This is a genomic window from Pseudoalteromonas sp. SWN29, from assembly GCF_015864465.1.
Taxonomy (GTDB): domain Bacteria; phylum Pseudomonadota; class Gammaproteobacteria; order Enterobacterales; family Alteromonadaceae; genus Pseudoalteromonas.
The window spans coordinates 92,404-116,768 of the sequence record NZ_JADYXE010000002.1 but is presented as its reverse complement, the minus strand read 5'-3'; the positions used below and the strand labels follow the sequence as shown (position 1 = coordinate 116,768).

Sequence of the window (24,365 nt, the reverse complement as noted above, 5' to 3'; positions counted from 1 at the left end):
CCTTTATTTATTACATTAAATGCATGAACACTCAATATCACTGAACGAGCTTTACACGCATTGAAACTGATGCGCTACGCCCTAAATTATCAACCACTCTTACGTCAAATTCGCCTACTTGCGGGTGCCAGAAAAAAGGCGTATCTCGCTCTACTTTACCAACAAAGCTGTTATCTACAAACCAATATAAAATACGTGAATCTGTATCTGTGATTGCGCTAAAAGGCAGGCCTTCTTGCTTCAACTTACTGGCTCTTATCGTGTAGCTAATTAAATTACTCGGGGATGTAATACTCGGTGCTGAGCCTCGTGTACTCGTGTCATTAATTAAGCATGAATCTAAATAAGGTGGAGGCTGGCGTTTAACAATGCCTGCTTGTTTAAATAATCTGACTAAGTCAGATGGCCAAAATTCATAAACTGCTTTTGTCGTTGTAGATTCATCATACTGACAAGCACGTAATCCAGATGCTTTATCAATATAAATTTCACGATGTACATCCGATACTTTAATTGGCGACTTACCTGGAATAAAAAGCCCTTTTTCTGTTTTAGGGCAATGCACATTAGGTAAATCACCTGTTGTTGAACAAATATCTACTTCTGTAATATTTAAACCACCTGGCTTTATATTGCCTTTGATTAAGCCGTAACTATCTAATGAACGTATTATTTCAAAAAATAAAGGCGCGGCTGCTTGTCGCCCAATAAAAGATGGGTGCCCTTCTCCTGAAAAATTACCAACCCATGTAGCTAAAACATACGGGCCAACAATACCTACTGACCATGCATCACGAAAAGCAAATGAAGTACCTGTTTTCCAATATACAGGGTAAGCTTGCCTTCTTTCTTTTTGAAATGAGATCTCATCAACTGCACTATTTTTACTTAGCATTTGTAAAGTCAGGTAGGCTGCCTCAGGGCTGATGAGTTGCTTGATATGTTTGTTTGGGTTGTTTGGGCTGTTTGGGTTGTTTTGGTTAATAACAGCGGCGTCTTTTTTTAATATAACTTCATCCTTATACACCCCTAAATTAGCTAACATGGCGTATAACTTAACGAGCTCTAGCATCGTTACTTCACTGCCGCCCAGCGCAAGCGCTAAACCATAAAACTCTTTAGGCTGAAGCTTTTTAACATCGGCAGCAACGAGTAAATCGTATAACCCCACTTTTTGTAAGCGATACATCAAATTAACGGCAGGCACATTACGGCTCAACACGAGCGATTCAGTAGCTGATATAGGGCCTAAAAACTGTTGATCGTAGTTCTCTGGTGTATATCCTCCAAAGCGTTTGGGGGCATCTTTTACAAGCGTTAATGGATGAATTAACCCTTCGTCTATAGCAAGCGCATAAATAAATGGTTTAAGGGTTGAACCTGGCGACCGTTTAGCTCTTACACCATTTACTTGACCGCTAATGTCATTATTAAAAAAATCCACAGAGCCTAATTCAGCAACGACTTCCATAGTTTTATAATTTAGTAAAATAGCAGACGTATTACTAAGCCCGTCTCTTTGCCTACGATTAATATAATTTTTTGCATGGCGCTGAAGTAAGTTTTGTAAATTAAGGTCTATCGACGTTTTATATTCTCCCGGCTTTAGATGCGGGTACTCGCTTTGTAAATTATTAATAAAATGTGGGGCTTCAAAAGGTAAGTCTGAAGAGGCATATACCTTTATCGGTAATTGCATAGCTGCTAGCCAATGTTTATCCTCTGGATATTTTTCAAGCCAACGAGTAAACAGTTTTTTTCTTGTTTCTAGCAATACCAATTTAGCCGACTTTTTAATGGGATTTCGTTTGGTTGGGTTTTGCGGAATTAAGCTAAGTAATAATGACTCAGGTAAATTAAGATCAATGGCTGGTTTCTTAAAGTAAATTAAACTGGCTGCACCAACACCTTCAATATTTGATCCATAAGGCGCTAAATTAAAATACGCCTCGAGTATTTGGTTTTTACTGTAGTGTCGCTCAATTTGTAACGCTCGAAGTATTTGTTCTACTTTTCCAAAAATAACATGCGTGTTCATCCCAAAGTGCAACCGGGCTACTTGCATTGTTATTGTTGAGGCACCAACTCGGTGACTTCTTTTAATATAGCTAGTATAAAACGCATTTATTAAAGCAATAAAATCGACACCAGTATGCTCATAAAAGTCTTGGTCTTCATACAATAAAGTCGCTTGTTGAACGCTCAAAGGGATTTTATCTATTGGCGTCCATAATCTATATCTATCGTCTGCGGCTAAAATTAAACGAAGTAATTTATCACTGCTATCGTAAAAAGCCGTTGAGTAAGCATTGGGCTGGGTAATAACAGGCTTTGGAGTAAATAAATACAACAGCACTGCAAGCAGTGCTGTTGTAAAAAAAGCCGTTTTTATTATAAAACTAAACTTTTTATTTAGCGGCGGTAACATCAAAACGACCCGATTTTGAGTGCGCTTTAATACTTAAATCATACATAGATTCAGCATAAGCCGATGGCACTACAAAGCTGCCAGATGCAGTAGCCTTAATCTTGTAAGTAAGCTCAGTCATGCTATCGCCAAAGCTGCCATACAATATAACGCGATCCTCTCGAATATCTTTATAATCAGAGGTCCAGCGATTATAGCTATTGCGAACGCTGTCTCTGAGTACTTCAAATCCACCAGGTAGTAAATCAATAACAGCAACATCCGAAATATTTTTACCCGTTGTACTACGCACTCGTAATACAACGTTTAGTTCTTGACCTTGAACAGCGGTGGTTATCACATTACCTTTATCGTCTTGGTATTCTCTGACAACTTCTAAGCCATTACTTAATGACTTTTGTGGCACGTTTGTATCAAAACCAGCTTGGCTCATCATGTAAAATGAGCGAGGTGGCGCTAATACATCTAGCGTTTTAACGTCATTTAAAAACGAGGCTTTAGGATAAGGTGCATAAGTTACGTCTAATGCCTTTTTATCTGCCTTTGTCGTTGTTGCCATTATTTTTACATCTTCAGGCTGGGCTTGTGATAACGCAACTTTTGAGTATGCCGTCATAGCAAGTACAGACCAAGCAGACGACAACGTGTTGTAGTCTCCTTTAAAAATAGGGTCAACTACAGTAAACAAATCATCTTTAGTTAACTGCTTTAAGCGAGCAGGAAAATGTTTTGATAACAAATAAATATACTGTCCGTCGTGAGCTAAACGTGAGTCGTAAGCGCCCCAATTATCGTGTTGCGTATTTTGCCCAATTTTATAGCTATTGATCAGTGCTTGCGCTTTATCGCTTGCACGTAATAGCTGATAAGTTGCGCCCATAAACGCGGACGTTATATCTTGTTGCCATATTTTGCTATTACTCGCATTTACGCTTTTTTCTAAATCAGATAAGTAATTAGTTGTTACCTCACCTTGTCGTGTTAGCAAATAAATAGCATAAGCGCGGTTTCTGTCATTCGTCTCTAAAGATCCGCTCGCTATACTGCGCACACCTTCAAAACCACTGTTCCACATATCATAAGGTATTGCGACGCCCGCTTCTTTTGCATCTAATAAAAAATGCATAACATAAAGAGAAGAATAAATAGATGCACTAGAATTACCCGGCCATAACATAAATCTACCATCAGGTAACTGACGTTGACGAAGGGTGTCTATTAAGTTGTTTATACGCTCATGTTTATAAGATACGTCGCCCATATAACTTGGGTGTTCTAAATAACTCAGCACCGGAAACACACTACTCACCACTTGCTCGGTACACATATGAGGAAAGTTATCTAAATAACTAATAAGACCATCAACAAGCGCTAACGGGCTTTGTGAAGCGGTAATATTATTTTGTGCTAAATTAGGATATAGCTGTCTCGAAACCGCTATTTCTTTTTTACCTGATTCACTAAAGCCACTTTCAAAGCTACTAACAAATGCAACCGCAGGGCGTACACTTAACGTAGCCGTACGTTGGCTAACATTGTCACCCGACAGCGCAGTAAATGTAATTGATGCAGCGCCAAGCTTATCGAGCACTTTTACTCTAAACGTTAATGTGTCTTCTGATTTTTCATCAATATTTAGCGTTAGTTTTTTATCACTTATTATTTCAATGTTGCTTGAAGCAAGCGCTTCTACCGTAATTGGGAGTTGTTTACCTGAATCCTCAACGCCATTGGCAATACCAAGTACAATATCAAACTCATCGCCTGGTGCCGCTGTCGTTAATACATTAGGGCTTAATACAAAGGGCCCTTTTACAAGTGTTGTACTTTCTTTAACACCAACACCCTCGTCATTTACGGCAATCGCAATTACACGTACCTGACCTGTAAAAGTATCTGGAATAGTGAACGTATGTTTTTTCGTTTTAGCATCAGCCGATAAAATACCAGACCAAAATGCGACTGGTTTTTGTACCTTACGAGAAAACGGGTTAAGTTGCTTGCTCTTGCGGTTCATTGCCATTGATTCAGCATAACCACCACCGGCAGCAGCAAGCTCTTGCACTAGTTTAAATTCAGGTAAAATAAGATCAACAATTTGCATAGTGCTAACTTCTAAAGCACGTTTTTGTAAGAAGTGATTTAACGGCTTTGGCGTCCGATAATTCGCCACTTGTAAAATACCTTCATCTACAGCAAATAACAGAACACGTGACGGTGATTTAGCACTATATGAAATGACTAGATCGTCACCTGGTTTTACTTTATCAGGTATGTTTACGTCAAAATCTATTGCGCGTTTACTACGATCAATCGCAAATGGTTTAACTGCGTAGCTTAATGGGCTTGTAAATATTTCTTTCGATTCAAGGCTTCGAACAAATGAAACATTAACATACGCATTGCCTTCTATCCCTTTAGGTAGCGTTATTGTTTGTATGCTACTTGTTGTTTTACTCTCAAACCATTTAAATGCGTGTACTTTATTGGTTTCAATTGTAATTAAACCCGAGCCAACATAAGGCGCTACAATACTTATTTCAATTGTTTCGCCCGGTTTGTAATCCGGTTTATTTAATTGAACTTGCAGTTCAGCATTCTTTTCAAGCTTACCCGCTATGTTACCCGTACCGGTTACCGTAAACGATACTCTACTGACGGTATTCCCTTTGGCATCAACGAGTTCTACTAAGTAATCACCTGGCTCAGCAGTGGGTAATTCGTAGTCTGCGCCATCTTCTTTAATGTAAAACGGATTGCTTGATACCTGTTTGTTTTTTCTAACCGATTGGTACTTATAAGTGCCGTTATTTTGTTGCACCAACGTAGATACATATTGTTGTTCTATTAAATTTAGCGATAAATCATCACGAGCTACTTGCTCAGTTTCTGAATTAATATTAATAAATTTTACAACACGTTTTGACTCTTTTGATATGTAGCTTAAATCGCCATCGGCTTTATAACCAACTAACTGCTCAACGGGTGAAACAAGCACCGAGCTGCTTGCACGAACACTTTTACCACCGCCTTCTTCATACCCTTGTACTGCAAAATTTAACTGATAAGTACCTGCCTCATAGCGAGTTAAGTCAATATCAAATTCTGCCTTGCCTTGTTCATCAGTTTTGGTTTCGGTTAATGATTCATAACTGTGTCTAATATTTTTTCCTTCACTGTGGGGATCAGAAAACACATAACCTTTGTATTCATTAAAGTAAAAACCAGCTGGAGATAAACGTAAATCAGCAGTAACACGTCTATTTTGAGCGGGTGTACCAAATAAATTTTGAAGGCTCACCAATGCTTTAAATTTTGAGCTGTTTACCCACCCCTTTGCAGATGATTGAGAAAATTGACTACTAATTTTCAATCTATCGGGTACAAACTCTTCAACTTTAAACTGAGTACTGCCTAATTGGTCGCGGCTATTATTATTTTTAATAAGTTGGACCGATACATAATACGTTCCGGTATTGGCGCTATTTTGTGTTTTAAAGTCAAAATCAAGCAATCCATACTTATCTAAGCTCACTCGTTTATTATAAACAGTTGTCCCTTTAGGATCGGTAATTATAAGTTCAAGCGGTATATCGCCCAGTTTTGCAAAGTTTTGTTGCTTAACAATCGTGGCAAGTTTAACACTATCGCCTGGTCGATAAATTCCACGATCAGAAAAAACAAACGCATCTATTTTATTACTACCACTGAGCCCAGAACTTACACCGCCGGTATCAAACCGAGAGTAGTTAACCATTCGAGCATAGCGATTATAAGGAATAAAAGACATGTCACTTTTAGTTTCGACTACAAAAGCAACGGGAGTTTGATCATCAGTAAACCACGTTGTGTTGTCGAAAAATGCGTGCCCCTCAGAATCTGTTTTAGCATTTAAAATAACTAATCCGTTTTTCCCCAATAACGACACCTTCGCTTTTGCTACCGGTTTTCCTGTTTCAATAGATTGGACAAATATATCGCGAGATCCATCTGCATTATTTTTTACCAAAATACCTAAATCAGTAATAAGAATAAGTCGTTTTTCTTGGGGTCCATATACGTAATTATCTTTTGTATTTAACGCTTGAGCATTTATAAAAAATAAGCCTAAACCAACTGACTCATTATACTTACTACTCAAATCAATAGATGAATAGACCGCTTTTTTAGGGTGCTCCGATTTTAAATTAACTTGTCTGGTAAAAATTGAACTTATGTTTTCTTCTGTAAAGTAATAATTATTAAATTCTGGATTAGAAATATCACCACTGGTTTGACTTATAAGGTGGTTAATTTGATTGGCTTCTACCCTACCTACTTTAACTTGAAGTGCGTTTACACCACGGGTCAAAAATGACAATTTATGGTCACCATTTTTTGATAATATAGACCCTTTAGACATAATATTTACTTGTGTCGGATACGCCGGCGTATCTAAAATAGTGTCGTATTTATTCACCATTGTAAATTCACCCGTCGACTTTAATCCCTTATCAATCGCGATATAAACTTGCTGGTTTTGAGGGGCGTCAAACGTAAAACTGTGTAACTTAGTTGTATCTTGCGCGGTAGGAATCGCATTTAACTTAACTTTTTGAGATTGCTTAAGCACTGCATCAGTAACCTCTCGTGGACTACCGAAGTACTTATAATTACCTTTTGAATCTTTAGTCGGTAATACGTAAGCAATCGTTTTACTAATCACATCTTGCGATGAAATATCGTCTGTGAAGTCTAAAACAAGTGTTTGTTCGGGCTCCCCTTGCGTATTTTTTACCATCAACACATTGGCAGTATTTACTCTAAAAAAGCTATTTACACTTGGGATCAACACAGCGTCTTTAATCTCTACTGTTGTTTGAGAAGGACCCATAACCGGCTTTACACCGCTATTAAGCACAAAATACAGATAGCTTTCGGTATCTTGAATACGTATTTGCTCTGAAGTAATGTAAATCTCTCGTTGATGTTTGTCGTAAGTAACATCAAATTTATATTGCGCGAGTTCGTTCTTGCCATCTTGATCAAGTGATTGAGTCAGCTTTAAATTATTTTTTATGGTGCTTATATCTGTTGGGTGAGTCGCTTTTAATGTTGCAACCACCTTGTGACTTTTTTTAACGTTAGGGTCTTGATAAAAAGCGAGCGAGCTAAGCGTTAGTTCAAAGTTGGGAGTTTTAAATACATGCTCATTATCGCTTAGGTGTATATCGCTTTTAAAAATAGACGAATCAAAACGTACTGTATATTCTTGCCCTGCTGACCAATCTTGTTTTGGGATAAATTTAAGCTGGCTTTCACTATTCCAAGACCACTGTCCAATGAGCTCTGGCGTGACTTTAATACCTTTGGGGATCACTTTACCAACAAGCGCAAGCTTGGCCACAGAGTAAGACACTGCATCCGTGTTCTCTACATCATCTAAAGCGGGAGTAAAATCAATATAAAGCGGTTCAGGGTTTAAAACATCAGATAAAGTGGTAACAGCAGGTGTAGAGTGAGTTGCTTTGTAACTAATTGGCTGTGGTAAGGAAAGAAAAAAACAATAGCCTGCTATAATTAATATCAGCATTAGCACGGCGCTAAAAAATGCTGTTTTACGCTCTTTAGCAAATCTAAGCACATTATTTATAGCAGTAATTAACCACTTTGGCTTGTGCCAAATAATGACACCAAATACATTTAAAATAACAAAAAACGTGGTCAGTAAAATCCACACACTGCCAACTGTTTTTTCGGTTACATTTACGTTGCCAAATAAGCTTGCAACCAAACCAAACAAGCCCGTTCCTATGGCTGAAAAAACAATACTCATAAATAAGCTCGCTATTTTGGGAGCGAGTTTACTTTGTTTAAGATTAACCTCTTTTGGGTTAGCCTCTTTCGAATCGGTTTTTGTATTCACGTTCAAAATCCTTTTTCTTTATACTGCATATCAATAAATGAGAGAACTCATACTTATAATCTGATTATTTATATTCTTGTGGGACGAAACGGTAATGCCCCGTAATTTTAAAATCGAAAAGCATGTCGCTTTTTTCAGGTCCTCGACCAATATTATGAACAATTAATGGATTCCCTGTGTCTTTTGCTAACTCATTCACAACCATCCCAATGTGCGGCAAATTACCTGGCAGCATCCACGTTACAATGTCACCCGTTTTATAGTCGTTCACGTTACTTGATTTAGCGAGCACTTGGCCATGATTTTTAAAGTAAGCCTGTAAGTTTGGCACACGGCGGTGGTCTATATTTTTATCCGGTTTGGTTAAACCCCAAATACGCTTAGAGGGATATAGCTCAAAGCTTTTTAACATGTCCTCATGCACAAGCTTTTGCAAATCAATACCTAAAAGTCGATATGATCGAATAACTACATCGGTACACACTCCTACATTAGCGGGCACATCGCCACCCGGATAAGCAATAGAGCGATAAGACCCATCGTAGGTAACGTTATGTGTTGTTCTTTCAAGTAACGCAGCCACAATATCGTCATCAAACGATGCCGCATAGGCATTTACACTAAGTAAGCTCAGTAAAAAAACAGTAAAGCGTGTCATATGCAATCCTTTGAAAATGTTAATTGACTACAACGCTTGAACCACGTGTTCAGGCACGTTTATTTTCTTGCCATTATTTGTAAAGTGCTTATCAAGACCGTACGCCATGACTTCAAGTGGTGCAGCATCATAACCAACCTGCTGAATTTCGGTTATGTAACGCAACATAAAAGCCTCGGCCCCAAGTTCACTCCATTGGGCTACGTGAACAAGTTCATGAAAATGCACAGCTAAATTATCAGCCACGTAAGGAAGCATGTAGTAAGTGTTTTTGTATGTAGTACCAGCCGCATCCATGTCAATAAAATCGCCTAGCCCCATTTCACGCAAAAAAGGAAAGTTAGGTTTGGGTATTTCATCGACAATAACGTAAAAGGCATTTTTTAAAAATTCGACAGGATAAAACCCTGCAAACTCACTGGCAAATTTTTCACAGCTAATTCTTTGGGTTTTATATTTAATATTTGTTGCATCAATCCATTGTTCTATTTGTTCGAGCATGTCCATTCTCTTAATCATCAATGTTTACTGGCTAGACATTTCCCATTGCGATACAAGCCGATAAGTTAAATGATACCAAAACCAAGGCAAATAATCGAACTCCAAAACCTAAGAAGTGAACACATAATAGTCTCGAGTTGTAGTTCATTCCTTATTTCATAGCTATGAGCATTAACTAATTCACACGAACAATCAGTGGGTGTAAGTAACGCTAATTAATAAAAAACTTATTTTAAATCGTGTAACCATTTTACTAATTTTTGAACATGCCCGCTCGAACATAGAATTAGATGACAAGCTTGTATGTAACCCATTGAGTGCAGAACGTTTAGTGTTTCTGCAGATAGTTGTTGTAGTGTATCTGCGGCAATAGAATACAAGCCATTGTAGCCTTGTGTTTTGCCATTTGGTTTAGTGATGTTTAGCTGCACTGCTTCAATTAAATCGTGTTTTAGTAAGGTATTAATAAACGCGGTTGTGCGTTCGCCGCCGTTCATAAGCTTAATTAGCTGCTCACTCACATTAGTTAGATAAGCAGTTGGCTCTGAATTTTCATCAAATAATTGTACCCCTTCGCTATTACTTACTCTTGGGTGCTGCTCGTTAATTGTAACGGCTAACTGGGTTTGCTCACTATTATTTGAAAGCCTATTACCTACGCCTAGCTTAAATGGTTGTCGCTGAATGTGTAATGGCACGTAAGTAGCTTGCCAGATATCCTTTTGTAAAAATAGATTTTGTCCCTCATCAAAACCGGTTAAAGCAAACAGCTCAAATTGCCCAGTCTGATTATTTTTCATAAAATAGACTGGGTAGTCTAATGCAAGTTGAGAAAGCTCATCGGCAACAACCGGAATGTAGTTTATTGCCTCACCGTACTGTGCACCTCGCTCAGTTTTAATGCGAGTGTACTTATGTGTATTTTTATCGAGTAATACTGAGTTTGTCATAGTGTGTCGCTCTTATGTTTTAACTATATTTGCTGCATACCAAATTGATTAATTTGCACTAATAATTCTTTATTTGTAGGTAATTTATTAAGTAATTTTTGGGTGACTTGCTGGTTGTTATTAACAAGCGCAATGGCCTTTTTAAAATAACTTTCTGAGTTGCCATACAGTTCGCTTGAGCCTGTAAACCCCATGCCATACATCACATATTGATAGCTTGCTGCTGGAAACACTTCTTGTGAATGATCAAAGTGGTTATCGCTTGGTGTATGAAATTCCCAAAGTGATAAGTTATCTTTTAAGCTTTGTGGAATAGTATTTTGGCTACAATGTGCTTGCCAAAATGGGCTGTCGGTTCGTTTACTCAACATATAATGCAACTTTAAAAAGTCGATTATTCGCTCCCACCGATAACTAAATGTGCGGTTAAAACGCTGCGCTGTTATATTCATTACATGCCTATTGGCCGGAAATTGCTGGGCAACAAAATTGGCTGATATTTCTACCAATAATAAAGCAGAGGCTTCCAGTGGCTCCAAAAAACCAGCTGAGAGGCCTACTGCGACACAGTTTTTATGCCAAAATTTTTCACGATGTCCTGGTTCGAAACTAAGCTTTTTAACTTTGTATTCGCTTTGCTGATCTTTATTAATATTTAAGTAATCAAATAATTGCTGCTTAGCATCTTCATCACTAATGTGTTTACTAGAGTACACATGCCCTACTCCACGGCGTGTTTGTAACCCTATATCCCAAATCCAGCCAGATGTTTGTGCTGTAGATAAAGTATGCGAGCATATTGGTTCGTCATCTTTGTATGGCATGTGTATGGCTAGCGCACTATCAGCAAATAATACATCTTTACAAGATTTAAACCCCACCCCTAAGTTCTCACCTAGTAATAACGATTTAAAGCCACTGCAATCAATAAATAGATCCCCAGCTATCTCTATTTTATTATTAAGGCTAACGCTTTTAATATCGCCATTTGTGCAATTGTTTATACCGACGACAGTGCCTACAATGTGTTTAACTTTAAGATTATTAATGCAGTGGTTTTTTAAGAATGTAGCGAATAAGCCTGCATCCAAGTGATAAGCATAATTTGCTATTGCACTAAATTCGGGTGTGGTGATTTGTTTGGGAGCTAATCCGCTTTCGCATATTGATTGCTGCGCACTTACATACTGGGCAAAAGGAAGTTTTGGCTCGTTTTTAGTTAGCCAACTAGTAGCTAAGTTATGTTCATACATCCCTGTTGGTAGTTCAAGCGGGTGATAGTAATAGTCGTCTTCTTCACCTGTAATCCATTTGGCAAACTTGGCGCCTTGTTTAAACGACACATTACACTTTTGAATAAACTCACTCTCACGTATTCCCATATCTTTAAGGGTTCTTCGCATAGTAGGCCACGTCCCCTCACCTACTCCCACTGTTGGAATATCAGATGACTCTAACAGCGTAATATTTATTTTTTTACTGTGATGCTTTTGTAAATAAGCTGCAATTATTCCTGCACTTAGCCATCCTGCTGTTCCACCGCCAACTATTACTATTGATTTAATATCATCGTTCATAGCAACCTCGTTAGTTAAAAGGCAAAAACGACAGCGCTGAGCTGTCGTTTTGTATTATTTGTCAAAAACTAACTTATCATTTACCATTTAGCACTTAAGCCAATGCTAAAGCGCGGACCATATTGCTCAGCAGATACTAATTGCTCTGCAAAACGACCATGGCGGCGTGTTGTTTCATTAGTTAAATTAAGTGCATCAAAGCTAACACCCAAGGTGTCGTTAATAGTGTAATTAAAACTAAAATCTAGCTGACCGTACGCCTCTGTAAATGTAGGCTCAGTTCCCAAAGACAGTAAGAAATCATCGCGCCAGTTATAGGCTAAACGAACTTGGTAATCATCGTTTTCGTAAAAGCCGACCAAATTGCCTGAGTCGCTTAGTCCTGCTAGTGCAATTGTTTGGTCAAAATCATACGGTTTAAACGATTCATCGCTATTAACTATCGTATAATTAGCAACGACGCCAAAGCCTGTATCAGGCACCATGTACTGCGCATTTAATTCCCAACCATCTACTTCACGATTTTGAAGATTATCTGGCGTTGCAATATCAAATTTAACAATCGGGTCTGACGCTTGGCTTAAACATGCTGGGTTAGGTGTATCTGAACTATCAGGACAACCAGGGCGGGGGTTAACACTTGGATCGCGTAACGGCTCGCCATTTACATCATTTAGCGTACCTTGCACTACGCCTGCACCAATGAAGTTTTCAACAAACTTTTTAAAGTAACCAACCGATGCATAGCTTCCGTCGTCTCCATACCACTCAACTGAAAAATCAAAGTTATCTGACGTAATTGGCAATAAGTTAGGGTTACCTTGCGATGCATTAAACGGTCCTTCAGGACGGGCATTAATGGTAGTTGATGGGAACATACCACCAATACCTGCACGGGCTAATGTACGACTATATGAAAAACGAGTTTTAAAGCCGTCATCTAAGTCGGCGCTTATATCAAAGTTTGGTAATATACGTGTATAACCACCTTCAAGCTCCTGCGGTGTTGCTGTTGCAGCAAATACAGGGCGAAGTTCTTCAGCATGACGATAGTTAAAAGCAACAACCCCAGGCTTGACTGAATAACCTGTTACATCGGTGTCTTCGTAGCGCACACCGACATTCATATCAATTGGAATATCGTTAAATTCGGTTTTAAGATCAAATGATACATATATCGCGAGCGTTTGCTCCTCAACCCCATTTGTAGAAATATTTGGCTCAATAAATAATCCTTCATCTCTGACAATATCTACAAAATCGTTGGCACTGTAACGTGGAATAAATGGAAATAGCTGATCCGAACCTGAAAACTCATCAGCAAAGTCACCTTGTTCATCAAAGGTTAGCCCTAGGTTGTCTAGGGGAATATCGACAAATGAAAACTGCTCAGAAAGATAAGTATCAATTTGGTAATCGGTATACATTACACCAAAATTAATAGCGCTGAGTGCCCCACTCTTCAAATTCTCCCATTGTCCACTTGCATGATACTGCTTAATGGTATTTTTCATTTCATAGCCACGGCGCTGATATAAATCAGATACGATATTAGCAGGATCGTATGCACCGCCTGGCAATGTAGAGTCATCGACAGTAATACTCGGAATATCACCCGAAAAGTTAGCACCAATTGATTTAACAGAACCCGGTACATTTTTTAAGTTAGCAATCGTTTCGGCAGTATCTCCATCAGGGTTTGAGTGCGATGTAGAGTTATGAGCGTCAAACGTAAGTTTCAATGAATCGCTGGCTTGCCACGCTAAGTTAAGGCCTAGTGAATCATTTTCTTTTTTTTCGTAGAGTTCCCACGCCCAAAAATTCAACTCATCATTTGCATTTTTAATATCAACTAACGTACCGTTGGCATCAGTTGTACCGGTTGGATTATCGAACCAAAATGCCATTTTATTTGTGTTACTAGTTTCTTCAAAGCGCGATAAAGTGTAATCAAGCGTAGCCGTTAAGTTATCACTTGGAGCATACTGTAAAACCAGCTGCGCATTTTGACGCTCGCGCTTAGTTTCAAATCGCTCCATTTCTGGCGTCCAAGGTACCCAATAAGTACCCGTTGGATTAGCTGTTGTATCAATTGCACTGCTATCTACTCCTGTGGGGTTAGCGCGATTACGTACCCAGCCTTGCGATGTACCTACGCGCTCTCGGCCACTTTCTCGCTCTGAATGCGACAGCGCAAGTAAAACACCAAATGTATCGTCTGCAAATGTTTGGCTAACCATTCCCGAAATTTCAGGTGTTAAATTAGAATCTTCAGAGCTGGTATCTAATATTCCTTTTGCATTAGCAAAGGCTTTAAAGCCATCAAAATCAAACGGCTTTGCTGTATTTATATTAATGGTTGCGCCAATCCCTCCAGAGGCTACATTCGCTTTACCTGTTTTATAAACAGACACACCCGATACACTTTCTGCTGCTATTTCTCTAAAGTTAAAGCTGCGCGAAACCCCCGCTTCTTGCAATACAGAAGAGTTAGGCATTTGGCGGCCATTTAAGGTAACAAGGTTAAAACCTGGACCAAAACCACGGACACTAACTTGGTTGCCTTCATTGTTTGCACGGTCGATTGATACACCACTAATACGTTGCAGCGATTCAGCTAGGTTAGTATCTGGTAACTTACCAATATCTTCAGCTGAAATAGCATCTACCACGCCCGATGAGTCTTGTTTTATTGACGCAGATTTACTTAATGCGCTTCTAATACCAGTTACTTGGATAACTTCAACATCACTTTGTACAGTTGTCTCGTTTTCCTGTGCGGCATAACTTACAGGAGAAGTTATCAGCATTGCTGCGCAAATCGCATTTAATTTAAATTGTGTGTTAGTCATTTTTGCACCTAAATATTGTGTTTATTACGTGTAATCGTTGACGGATTATTTACGGGATGCTTATTGTTACCATAATATTGTTAACAATTAACTTTACAATAAATTAGTTTAACTAACTAAGTCAAACAAATTGACCATTTATTTTACAGTTAGCGTTGGTTTTTTATTCGATATTGTAAGCAAGCAGTAAAGTACTGAGACTTATGCATGATTGTTGAGCGGGTTGCTTCCTACAAAAGCGCCAGTTGGTATTAGCGCTCTAATAACGAGGTTATTTTTTTGGCGGTATTTTTAAGCTCGCTAATTACACTGTGTTTATTAGCGTGAGTGTTTAGGGTTGAGTCAAAAGAAGAAATGGTCAATGCAGCTATTAAATTTGCATTAGGCTTGCCAATTAAGACACTAAAATCGTGTACTCCGGCGATAAGTGGATTGCTTTGCATTATGTGCCCTTGCACTTTGATTGTGTTTAGCTCATTTAATAATGCTTTATAGGCGTCTTTACTAGCACTGTAAATTTCATCGTGTTCGATAAGCATTTGCCGCACTTCGTCATTACTGTTGGCTAAAAGCAGTTTACCCGCGCTTGAGCTACTAAGTGGAAATAAAGCCCCCTCTGCAATACTCAAATGCATAGGGCTTTTGCTACGCGCTTGCACTACCACCATAGCTTGGCTTTGATAAAGCATACTTAGATGACATGACTGTTCAATATTTACAGCTAGATCTTCCATATGTGGCAAGGCCGATTTTAGTACATTATCCATTGGTGAAATACTTCGCGATAAATTATACAACTTTAATGACAAATGATATCGACCAGAGGTTTCAGAGCGAATTAGATAACCGCGCTTTTCAAGCCCAACAAGTACTCTATAGACTTCGTTAGGTGTTTTTAAAATACCAGCCGCTATCTCACTTTGTGTACAAGGCCTTTTATTTTTTGCTAAAAATTCTAATATATCCAACCCCTTATCTAAAGCAGGAACTGCATATTTAGTTTTTGATTTATCGTTCATTTGTACTTATTTATGCCTTTTAAAATTGATAAACAATACGTTTGTTTATATATAAATTTAAAACTTTTTTTTAGTTTGAAATTTTCAATAATAATTTAAAATCAATAACTTAATAAAACAAAACCCATTCATATATGAATTCTATATTTTTATATAAATTACGCTTGACCTAAATGCTTAACCGAGCAATCATTGTTAACAATATACAACTGTAAGAGAAAATGGAAATATATTTATGTCACACACTTATTTAACACCACAACAAATAGCTGATTTTCACCGTGATGGTTATATTATTGTCAAAAATTACTACAGCGCTGATGAAATTGAGCTATTACAACAAACTGCTTTTAATGACGATACACTCTATGAGCGAGCATGGGACAAAAAAGACGCCGACGGCGCTGTAAGTAAAGTCTGTTTATGGCAAAAAACAGGCGACGATTTATACAGTATGTTTTCTCGCGGTCGTCGTTTAATTGAAGTATGCGAAACACTTATTGGCGAAGAGGTGTACCACACCAGCACTAAAATTATGATGAAAGAACCATTTGTAGGTGGCGCCTGGGAATGGCATCAAGATTTTGGCTACTGGCATCGTGATAACTACATGCTTTATCCAAAATCAATTAGCTGTATGGTCGCCATTAATAAAGCGACGCAAGAAAATGGTTGCTTGCAAGTACTTAAAGGCTCACATCATTTGGGACGATTAGATCACAGTAAAACGGGTGACCAAAAAGGCGCCTGTTTAGAGTTTGTAGAAGAAGCAATGAAGTACCATGAACTTATCAATGTAGAACTTGAACCAGGTGATGTACTGTTTTTCCACTGTAATTTACTGCATAAATCAAATCAAAACCGTGCTGCAGAACCTCGCTGGTCAATGATCAGTGCTTACAATGCGATTAGCAACCAACCATTTAAAGAAAACGAAGCTGTTTATTACCCTTTAAATCGCGTTAACGATGATGCTATTTTAAATTTTAAAGCAAAAGAACGCACTTAAAGTAACCTTCTAGCCTAAACCAGCTTATGCATTATAGCCCAATGCATAAGCTGGTTTTTTTATATGGAAAATTCTGTATGTTAACCTCAGAGCAAAAACACCTTATACCTCACGCTACTCCTAAAAATGACGAAGACCCGCACGGGAAAATAATTGGCCAAGGTCAATTTAAATACAAAATAGACGCCCACTGGGGGAAGTTAAACCCAAATAAATACCCTATAGAAAATTGTCATGCGATGGTGATGGACTCACAAGGGAGAATATTTATGATCACCGATAACACGACTAATAATATTTTAGTTTATAGCCAAAACGGTGAATTACTTGACGCTTTTGGAAGCTCTTTTCCTGGTGGACACGCTATAAAAATTGTAAAAGAAGGCGAGCAAGAATTTTTATACGTTGTAGATAGTGGCTGGATTGTTAATCGCCACTGGGATGGTCACAGCACAGAGCAATGGGATAGCCCTACTAACAATGTCATTCCACAGGCTGGCTTTATTTCCAAAATGACCTTAGATGGCAAACTGATTTACAGTATTGGCCATCCACAAACGTGCGGTGCTTATAAACCCGAGCAACCTTTTCGCCCTACTGATATTGCCATTGCCCCCAATGGGGACTTATACGTAACCGACGGTTATGGTAGCGACTTTTTACTGCATTATGATAAACAAGGCCGCTATATAAACCATTGGGGCGGTCACCATAATGATGACGAAAATTACAATTTACACAACACCCACGGTATTGAAGTAGACTTACGCGATCCATCAAATCCCACATTAATAGTAAGCTCTCGTTTTGAGCAATGTTTAAAAGTATTTTCGTTTGATGGTAAGTACCTTGATAGAATTAGCGCTAATGGGGCATATATTGGCGGTCCCGTGTTCAAAGGCGAACTATTTTATGCACCTGTTTGCTGGTCGCATATTGACAATAAAAATGCTGACGACTCTGGCTTTATTAGTATATTTGATAAAAATAACACGCTCATAGCTAATTTAGGAGCACCGCAACCCCAGTACATAAACGGTGAACTACAACCGATGCAAAGTAACGGGGACATTTTTAATCACGTGCATTGTATTTGCGTAGATCAAGACGATAACTTGTATGTTGGCCAGTGGAACTCCTCTAAAACATACCCCATTAAATTAATAAAACAACCATGCTAAGTTTAACGCTCTGAGAATAGTGTTTATTTTTAATAATGAGTACCTTGTACTCATTATAAAGCATAAAACTCACAGGCTTAACAGCAAAAATACACCTAAAGCCATTCCTCGCATATTTAGTATTAGTTTATTTGTATCGTGTTAGGCAGTTGTAGCCACACTAATAAAAATAAAAAACTGCGAATCTATTATATAGATAAACCCGCAGTTTGTTTATTACTTAACCTTTATTACACGTTTTTAGCGAGTAATACGTTTACTCATTTTAAAGTTTTGTAATGTAAGTGAACTAACAGCGCCGCCAGTGTCTGGAAATGTCACTTCAATACTATTCGTTTTTGCAAGGTCGCTATAAGGTACCGGTATTTCAAGTACACCAAAGAAACGTTCGCGTCCTAACCCTCCATTAACCTGGTCGTACCCTCTAAAATCAGTAGGTACAGCGACTTTATTACCATTAACAGTAACCGTAGGTGTAAGCGACTTACCATGAGGACGACCAACACCTAAGCGTAATACTGCCTCGCCATTAGTTCCTTTATCAACGTTATTAATTGTAAAAAACTGAGTTGAGTTAGCAACAATATCTTTAACCACAGCACTTGTGTAGTGCTTATACCAATTCCAATAAATAGCAGATCTATTTATTGGAATTGGTATGACCCCGCATTTATAGCCGCAGGCGCTAAAGCTTATCTAAAAGATGTACCAAATGCAGAACTACATTTACTCAATGCGGGTCACTTTAGTGTTGAAGAAAAACCAGTTGAAATTGCAAAGTACATTGTTGATTTTATGGATAAGTTAGCGATTAAAAACAAACAAAACTAATTTACTTTGTAATACAAAAAAGCGCTGAAGGTATGAAATAACCCACCAGCGCTTTCTTATTAAATAAAAAGTTAAATATAACGTTAAATAATACTCACTAAATCAGCTTAACCTTCTTCTTCAATAAGTGACTCTAGTAGGTCATGTATTTCAGCTTTAAGTTCTTTATCTTCAATTTTATTAGCGCTTACTTTAGCATTTTGAAGATTTTTAATCGCTTCGTCTTTTTGACCAAGCTCTAGCTGTAACGTAGCCATTGAAAAAGAAACCGACGACATGTGATCTTTGTTATTAATCGCAACCGACTTCTCTAATGCTTTTTCATACGTAGTAATTGCCTCCTCTAGCTCTTCGGTAAAATCAGCTAGCGTTTCCCATTGTACAGGGTGATCTTTTGATGTGTTTTCATTTTCTATACAAATAGCTTTTAGCTCTGCAAATAACGATTCAAACTTTTCACGGTTATTTTTATTAGCTGCCGCCATTAAATCTTCTGCAAGGTCATGTACCGCTTTATATACTTTTGTGTTCATCATCGCGAGGTATCCTTTAGAGTTACTAAACTAAATGCTTTTACTTTAGCAAAAATAGTATGTTCAGTCGTTAAAAGCTTATTTTAACCACTGATTTATTGAATTAGCTGATGGGCGTAATAATACATTAATAATGAACATAGCGTAGGCGTTAAACGCGTTGTGGTTAAAATTTTATTTAAATTAGGGCTAAAACTTAACGTGCTCAGGTAGAAACAGAAAAAGGCACTAAAACAAACCCACTATCCAATCGAAGGTAAAAACAGTCGTAAATAATTTTAGCGCAATAACAGCTACAAATAAGAGGATAAAGAACACTTTTGCTTTGTAGCTTTTCAGATTTTTCCAATACAAGCGTTTTGCATTAAATTCTGTCTTAAAATTATCTAAAGCGTCTTTCATGCTTACTCCCTGCTAATTTATTCCTATAAACTTTCAGCCTAAACTATTCATATTGATGTGCACGCTATAAAGGGTAACAAGGTGTGTCATCAGTAATGTTAGTATTTGGTTTCTTATCAAAAACGCGAATCTTTTAGAACAGCTAAAAATAAATTCAGTGCTACACTAGCAGCTAACTTAAAATCGTTAACAGCCAACTAAATTATGAAAGAATGTAACCAGTGTGGTAAATGCTGTATTAAATACGGCGGCGGTGATTTAAGCGCATCAAAAGAAGAAATAGACTTATGGGAGCTTTTTAATCCCGAAATTTATGAATACGTTAAAAACAATGAGATTTGGTTCGGCCCTGAAACAGGATTAAGACTAGATGCTTGCCCATTTTTAGAAATTGCGCCTAAAAAAGATCCTCTCGCTAAAAATATGTATACCTGCAGTATCTACCTCGACCGCCCAGAGGATTGCCGACACTACCCTAGCCTCATTCCTGAAATGATCAGAGACGAATGCGAGATGATTGAAGCTATCGACATAAAAAATCAAACCAGGGCTCAACATAAACTCGATATACTTATGATTGATAGTCGGTAACTCTCTTTTAAACTGCAACAGGTTATTGGTTGATTTTTATACTTTTAAAGAATGGTAAACGTGTATACCAACAACCTATAGCCACAACAATAGAGCCAAAGCAAATTACAAATAAGGGTATTTTTGTAGGTGAGTTTGATAGCATTCATCTAATGGTCGTTTAAACCATGGATTTAATAGTTCACGAAAACCGCCGTGCTCAGGCGGGTCTACTTCAAATGGGATTTGGCGTGTTTCACGTATTGCCACTTCTGATGGAATGACAATACGCCCTGGTTTAGCCCCTGATTGGAAAACAGCACAATTATACGCCGCTTTACGTACATCTTTTAGACCTAATATCATATTGACGGGATCGTTTTAATCGTCCATTTGCCCCATACCTGTTGCTGAACGTTGCTGTGAAAATGCATCGGGGAAGTCGCTAATACCAGTTACTTTTGATGTCATAATAAAACCTAATTTCTTTTGTTAATTTATTTAGATATACCATGTTAATCACAACTTAATGATGTAAATACACGTATTTTGCTTAAAAATAGTAATTTAATACTCTTTATTGCTGTTTTTAAAATATAAAAAAAGCCAGCAATTTAAGCTGGCTTTGGTGGGGTTGTGAGAGCCCCTAACTAATTAATTTAAAGCATTGAAATAAAACTATTCTCGGCGTTAATTACAACCATCGGGTTTACAGCAGACTTAGCAATTTGGGTTTGTGTAAAATAATCAATAGTTGCAATACTAATCACAATTTAACTTTATAAAAGCGTCCACAAAATCAGTATTCATAAATTTAATCTTATGACAAAGAGGTAATTATTCATTCCTTGATAAATAATCTCTACGCTGAATTTGTGGACACACAACAACTCTTTTCTTTTGTTACTAATTTTTGTATTACGACTGTTTAATTAAATGCTGTTTCACTAGTTGAGGGTCAAATTCTACACCCGTACCTATTATATCTGGAGCGCATGCTTGGCCATTTTTAAGCCTTAAAGGATGTGTTGTATATTCATCTATAGGGAATGAATGAACTTCTAAAAAGCCAGCATGAGGCTGAGATGCCAACAGTGAGACATGTAACTCGTGCATGCCATGGCTACAAATTGGCAAGTTGTGTGTATATGCCATACTTGCCACGTGTAACCACCCCGTAATACCGCCAATGTTTGACGCATCAGGCTGTAAAAAGCCTAACTTAGCTTGCTCAATCGCATAACCAAACTCGTGCAATGTATGCAAATTTTCACCCATTGCAAGCGGTATTGAAGTCGCTTGTGCTATGCGAGCAAAGCCTTTGTAATCATCAGGTATAGTCGGTTCTTCAAACCAGGTTATGTCGTATTTTTCAATTGATTTAGCAAAACGAATAGCTTGCTCAACAGTCATTGAGTAATTGGCATCTACCATAAGTATTTTATCTTTACCTATTAGCTCTCTTACTGCGGCTACACGTTCTATATCTTCTTTAAAGTTGGGTTTACCGACTTTAATTTTTACTGCATTAAAGCCACGATTTAAATAACCATCTATATTACTAAGCAGTTTTTCTTGGCTAAAGTTTAAATCTATTCCGCCTGCATAGCATTTTGTTTGGTCACTGCTACCACCCGCAACTTGCCATAATGGTGCATTTAAGCGCTTACACTTAATATCCCACAGCGCTATATCAACTGCTGAAATCGCAAAGCTAAGTAGTCCACCTCGGCCAACATAATGAAGATCCCACTGCAATTTGTCCCAAATTGCCATGATAGACATTGAATTTTTCCCAATTAATCCGGGCTTTATTTCATCGTTAAGGAGTGAATAAATTGCGCGACCACCTTTGCCGCCAGTGTAGGTATATCCCATCCCTTCATACCCGTCGTGAGTCATAATATGCAACGCAATAACTTCAAAGTGAGTGTGATCGCCATGCTTTGCATCACTTAACACTTCTGCTAGCGGAATTTGGTAATACTCGACTTTTACACTTTTGATTGTTTGTGATGATACTTTCATTAAGCCACCGAATTAGTTTACATGACACTGTTCATTGTTAACAATTTACAACAGGTGTTTGTTGTTGTAAAGGTTATCTGTTTAATTAAGCGAAATTATCCGAAGGTCTGTTGATCTTTGAGAATTAAAATTTGTTCAAACTCGAGGCTATTTAATCGCAGCGTGAGATTTGTAACCTAGTGGCCTAAGTGAAAACCGAGCAAAGCTTCCGCGTCCTGCTCACGCCCCTTACCTTCATTCATGTAGGCAACAAAGAGTAAATAACCCCTATCAAGCGTGCTTATAGGGGCTTTAATTTAACAATAGAATAACAAGACTATTTTAAATCAAGTGCCAATAGCTCTGTATGCGATGTTATATAAACGCGGTTTTGTGATTGGTTAAACGTTAGATTAGCACTAATATTTGGCATTTCAATTTGAGCTAGTAGCTCAGCATTTTTATTAAATAACCATAACCCATTGGGACCTGTAGCAAATATAATCCCACTTTTATGTACCTTTAAACCATCTGGTAAGCCTTGGTCATGCTTAATTGCTGGTGGTAATTCTTGACATCCTCCCCCACCTCGCTAAGCGCCTGAACAAGTTCAGGAAAGGAGGGGGATTCCGATTAGTTTAAAACCATCGGGGCTTTGTGATCACTCACAATGCAAGTTCCTGCTTCAACAAGCTGACTAATGTCAATCTCTCCACAGGCTAGAACGCGATGACCTCGCGCTAAAATATTTAATGCGCCAACATGATCCGCATTATTTTGATAACAGCACTTCACACACTCAAACTTAGACTGCGTTAATCGGTTATCTTTTGATTGATGATCACACGCCGGACACGTTTGACTGGTATGTTTCGGATCAACAAAAATAACCTGACCGCCGAGCCAATCCTGCTTATATTTCAGCATCTCTTTAAACATTCCCCATCCTTGATTGAGAATGACGCGGTTTAAGCCAGATTTTTGTTTTACCATTTTTCCATACTGCTCACTGTTGCCTTTGCTGTTTTTCGTCATATTTCTAATTTTAAGATCTTCTAGCACGATGATTGCGTGGCTTTTGCTCAACTGTGTTGAGATCTTATGTAATTTGTCATGACGAATATTGGCAACTTTCGTATGAAATGTTGTGATCTTTGCTTTTAATTTTTTCCAGTTACTTGAAAATTTCACTTTTCTAGCAAGTTTCTTCTGTAATCGTTTGATCCTGATTGTCTGTTTACTGGTATCTATCGGCTCCACAAAACTGCCATCAGAAAGGGTAATTAGGCGTTTCACGCCTAAATCTCCGCCAATCATGGCGTTTGATGGGTGCTTAGGTGGTGCGACTTCTTGTTCAACTTGGATTGAAACAAACCAGTGCTTACCTTTTTGTGAAACAGTGACGTTTTTAGCTTTACCTAAAATAGCTTGGCTTTTTCTAACATTAACCCAACCGATTTTAGGTAAAAAAATACGTTTCCCATTCTTGTCGATTTTAAAGCCTTGAGGAAAACTAAAGCTATTCACCTCTCCTTTTTTCTTAAAAGTAGGCATCCGTTTGAGTGGTTGGTTTTTATCGAATGCGTCTTTAAAGGCGCGTTCAAGCTGTTTTAATGTTTGTTGGATAGTTTGTGCGGGCGATAGTATTAAAAAGCCATACTCCTCGCTTTTCTTCCAAAGTTTGGAAAAGAAATCCAACTCTTGGTAGTAGCAAATCTTTTGCTTATTCTGTAACTTAAATAAGTTAATCGCTAAGGCTTTATTCCACAAGAATCGACAATTTCCCGCATATTGCGCCATTTTAGCGTTAATATCGGGTGTTGTTTTTAAGCGGAATTTATAAGCTTTGCGAATAATCATACTGTTATTATATACAGTCAATAAAAAAGGAACAACCCATTTAGTCACTTCGCGACTATCGCCTTATATCACCGACCTAAAG

The 24,365-nt window shown here is 38.0% G+C and carries 17 protein-coding genes and 1 pseudogene; 4 read left to right on the top strand and 14 right to left on the bottom strand.

Translation table 11 applies throughout. The annotated features are described in order from the left end of the window. Positions 1-37 precede the first annotated feature (37 nt). The 8 genes from pbpC to I6F53_RS01190 form a co-directional block, all read right to left on the bottom strand. Positions 38-2,428 (bottom strand): penicillin-binding protein 1C, encoded by a 2,391-nt coding sequence (gene pbpC / locus I6F53_RS01225; RefSeq protein ID WP_197238235.1) that lies wholly within the window; start codon positions 2,426-2,428, stop codon positions 38-40. Further along, entirely contained in the window at positions 2,409-8,333 is a 5,925-nt protein-coding gene (locus tag I6F53_RS01220; RefSeq protein WP_197238234.1) for an MG2 domain-containing protein, read from the bottom strand. The genes pbpC and I6F53_RS01220 overlap by 20 nt, the downstream gene beginning before the upstream one ends. Before the next feature lie 64 nt (positions 8,334-8,397). Then, entirely contained in the window at positions 8,398-8,991 is a 594-nt protein-coding gene (locus tag I6F53_RS01215; RefSeq protein ID WP_007586160.1) for a DUF1287 domain-containing protein, read from the bottom strand. Positions 8,992-9,018: 27 nt separating this feature from the next. Beyond that, positions 9,019-9,498, bottom strand: coding sequence for a hypothetical protein (locus tag I6F53_RS01210; protein WP_197208664.1), 480 nt, complete (start codon positions 9,496-9,498; stop codon positions 9,019-9,021). Positions 9,499-9,719: 221 nt separating this feature from the next. Continuing rightward, complete coding sequence (locus tag I6F53_RS01205; RefSeq protein WP_197208594.1) at positions 9,720-10,442, bottom strand: SapC family protein; 723 nt, start codon at positions 10,440-10,442, stop codon at positions 9,720-9,722. Positions 10,443-10,465: 23 nt separating this feature from the next. Beyond that, on the bottom strand, positions 10,466-12,019 hold the full coding sequence (locus tag I6F53_RS01200) for a tryptophan halogenase family protein (protein ID WP_197208592.1): 1,554 nt from the start codon (positions 12,017-12,019) through the stop codon (positions 10,466-10,468). An 80-nt stretch (positions 12,020-12,099) separates the two neighbouring features. Next, positions 12,100-14,871: a TonB-dependent receptor gene (locus I6F53_RS01195; protein ID WP_165740624.1), complete on the bottom strand. Its 2,772-nt coding sequence runs from the start codon at positions 14,869-14,871 to the stop codon at positions 12,100-12,102. A gap of 251 nt (positions 14,872-15,122) precedes the next feature. After that, a complete protein-coding gene (locus I6F53_RS01190) occupies positions 15,123-15,890 on the bottom strand; it encodes an IclR family transcriptional regulator (protein WP_165727465.1) in 768 nt (255 codons plus the stop codon). Positions 15,891-16,125: 235 nt separating this feature from the next. Here I6F53_RS01190 and I6F53_RS01185 point away from each other — a divergent pair, with 235 nt between their 5' ends. Together I6F53_RS01185 and I6F53_RS01180 are read left to right on the top strand one after the other, a co-directional pair. Then, positions 16,126-16,899 carry a phytanoyl-CoA dioxygenase family protein gene (locus I6F53_RS01185; protein WP_007378079.1) on the top strand — a complete coding sequence of 258 codons (774 nt, stop codon included), beginning with the start codon at positions 16,126-16,128 and terminating at the stop codon, positions 16,897-16,899. A 77-nt stretch (positions 16,900-16,976) separates the two neighbouring features. Continuing rightward, entirely contained in the window at positions 16,977-18,080 is a 1,104-nt protein-coding gene (locus I6F53_RS01180) for a 6-bladed beta-propeller (protein ID WP_165727464.1), read from the top strand. Between the two features lie 240 nt (positions 18,081-18,320). Here the strand turns inward: I6F53_RS01180 and I6F53_RS01175 are convergent, their stop codons facing one another. Continuing rightward, positions 18,321-18,677 (bottom strand): hypothetical protein, encoded by a 357-nt coding sequence (locus I6F53_RS01175; protein ID WP_331460746.1) that lies wholly within the window; start codon positions 18,675-18,677, stop codon positions 18,321-18,323. A 12-nt stretch (positions 18,678-18,689) separates the two neighbouring features. On the opposite strand from I6F53_RS01175, the gene I6F53_RS01170 reads away from it, so the two are divergent. Beyond that, positions 18,690-18,911, top strand: a complete 222-nt coding sequence (locus I6F53_RS01170) for an alpha/beta fold hydrolase (RefSeq protein WP_231616503.1) — start codon at positions 18,690-18,692, stop codon at positions 18,909-18,911. A gap of 107 nt (positions 18,912-19,018) precedes the next feature. On the opposite strand, the gene I6F53_RS01165 is transcribed toward I6F53_RS01170, so the two are convergent. Together I6F53_RS01165 and I6F53_RS01160 are read right to left on the bottom strand one after the other, a co-directional pair. After that, positions 19,019-19,447: a tetratricopeptide repeat protein gene (locus tag I6F53_RS01165; RefSeq protein WP_197238233.1), complete on the bottom strand. Its 429-nt coding sequence runs from the start codon at positions 19,445-19,447 to the stop codon at positions 19,019-19,021. A gap of 225 nt (positions 19,448-19,672) precedes the next feature. Beyond that, positions 19,673-19,846, bottom strand: a complete 174-nt coding sequence (locus I6F53_RS01160) for a hypothetical protein (RefSeq protein WP_197119173.1) — start codon at positions 19,844-19,846, stop codon at positions 19,673-19,675. Between the two features lie 204 nt (positions 19,847-20,050). Between I6F53_RS01160 and I6F53_RS01155 the strand changes: the two genes are divergently transcribed. Beyond that, complete coding sequence (locus I6F53_RS01155; protein ID WP_197238232.1) at positions 20,051-20,437, top strand: YkgJ family cysteine cluster protein; 387 nt, start codon at positions 20,051-20,053, stop codon at positions 20,435-20,437. 123 nt (positions 20,438-20,560) lie between these two features. On the opposite strand, the pseudogene I6F53_RS01150 reads toward I6F53_RS01155, so the two are convergent. The 3 genes and pseudogenes from I6F53_RS01150 to I6F53_RS01140 form a co-directional block, all read right to left on the bottom strand. Beyond that, a pseudogene (locus I6F53_RS01150) lies at positions 20,561-20,887 on the bottom strand (cytochrome P450); the annotation flags it as partial. A 447-nt stretch (positions 20,888-21,334) separates the two neighbouring features. Continuing rightward, positions 21,335-22,444 carry a mandelate racemase/muconate lactonizing enzyme family protein gene (locus I6F53_RS01145; RefSeq protein ID WP_197238231.1) on the bottom strand — a complete coding sequence of 370 codons (1,110 nt, stop codon included), beginning with the start codon at positions 22,442-22,444 and terminating at the stop codon, positions 21,335-21,337. A gap of 612 nt (positions 22,445-23,056) precedes the next feature. Continuing rightward, on the bottom strand, positions 23,057-24,331 hold the full coding sequence (locus tag I6F53_RS01140; protein ID WP_331460745.1) for an RNA-guided endonuclease InsQ/TnpB family protein: 1,275 nt from the start codon (positions 24,329-24,331) through the stop codon (positions 23,057-23,059). Positions 24,332-24,365: the final 34 nt, after the last annotated feature.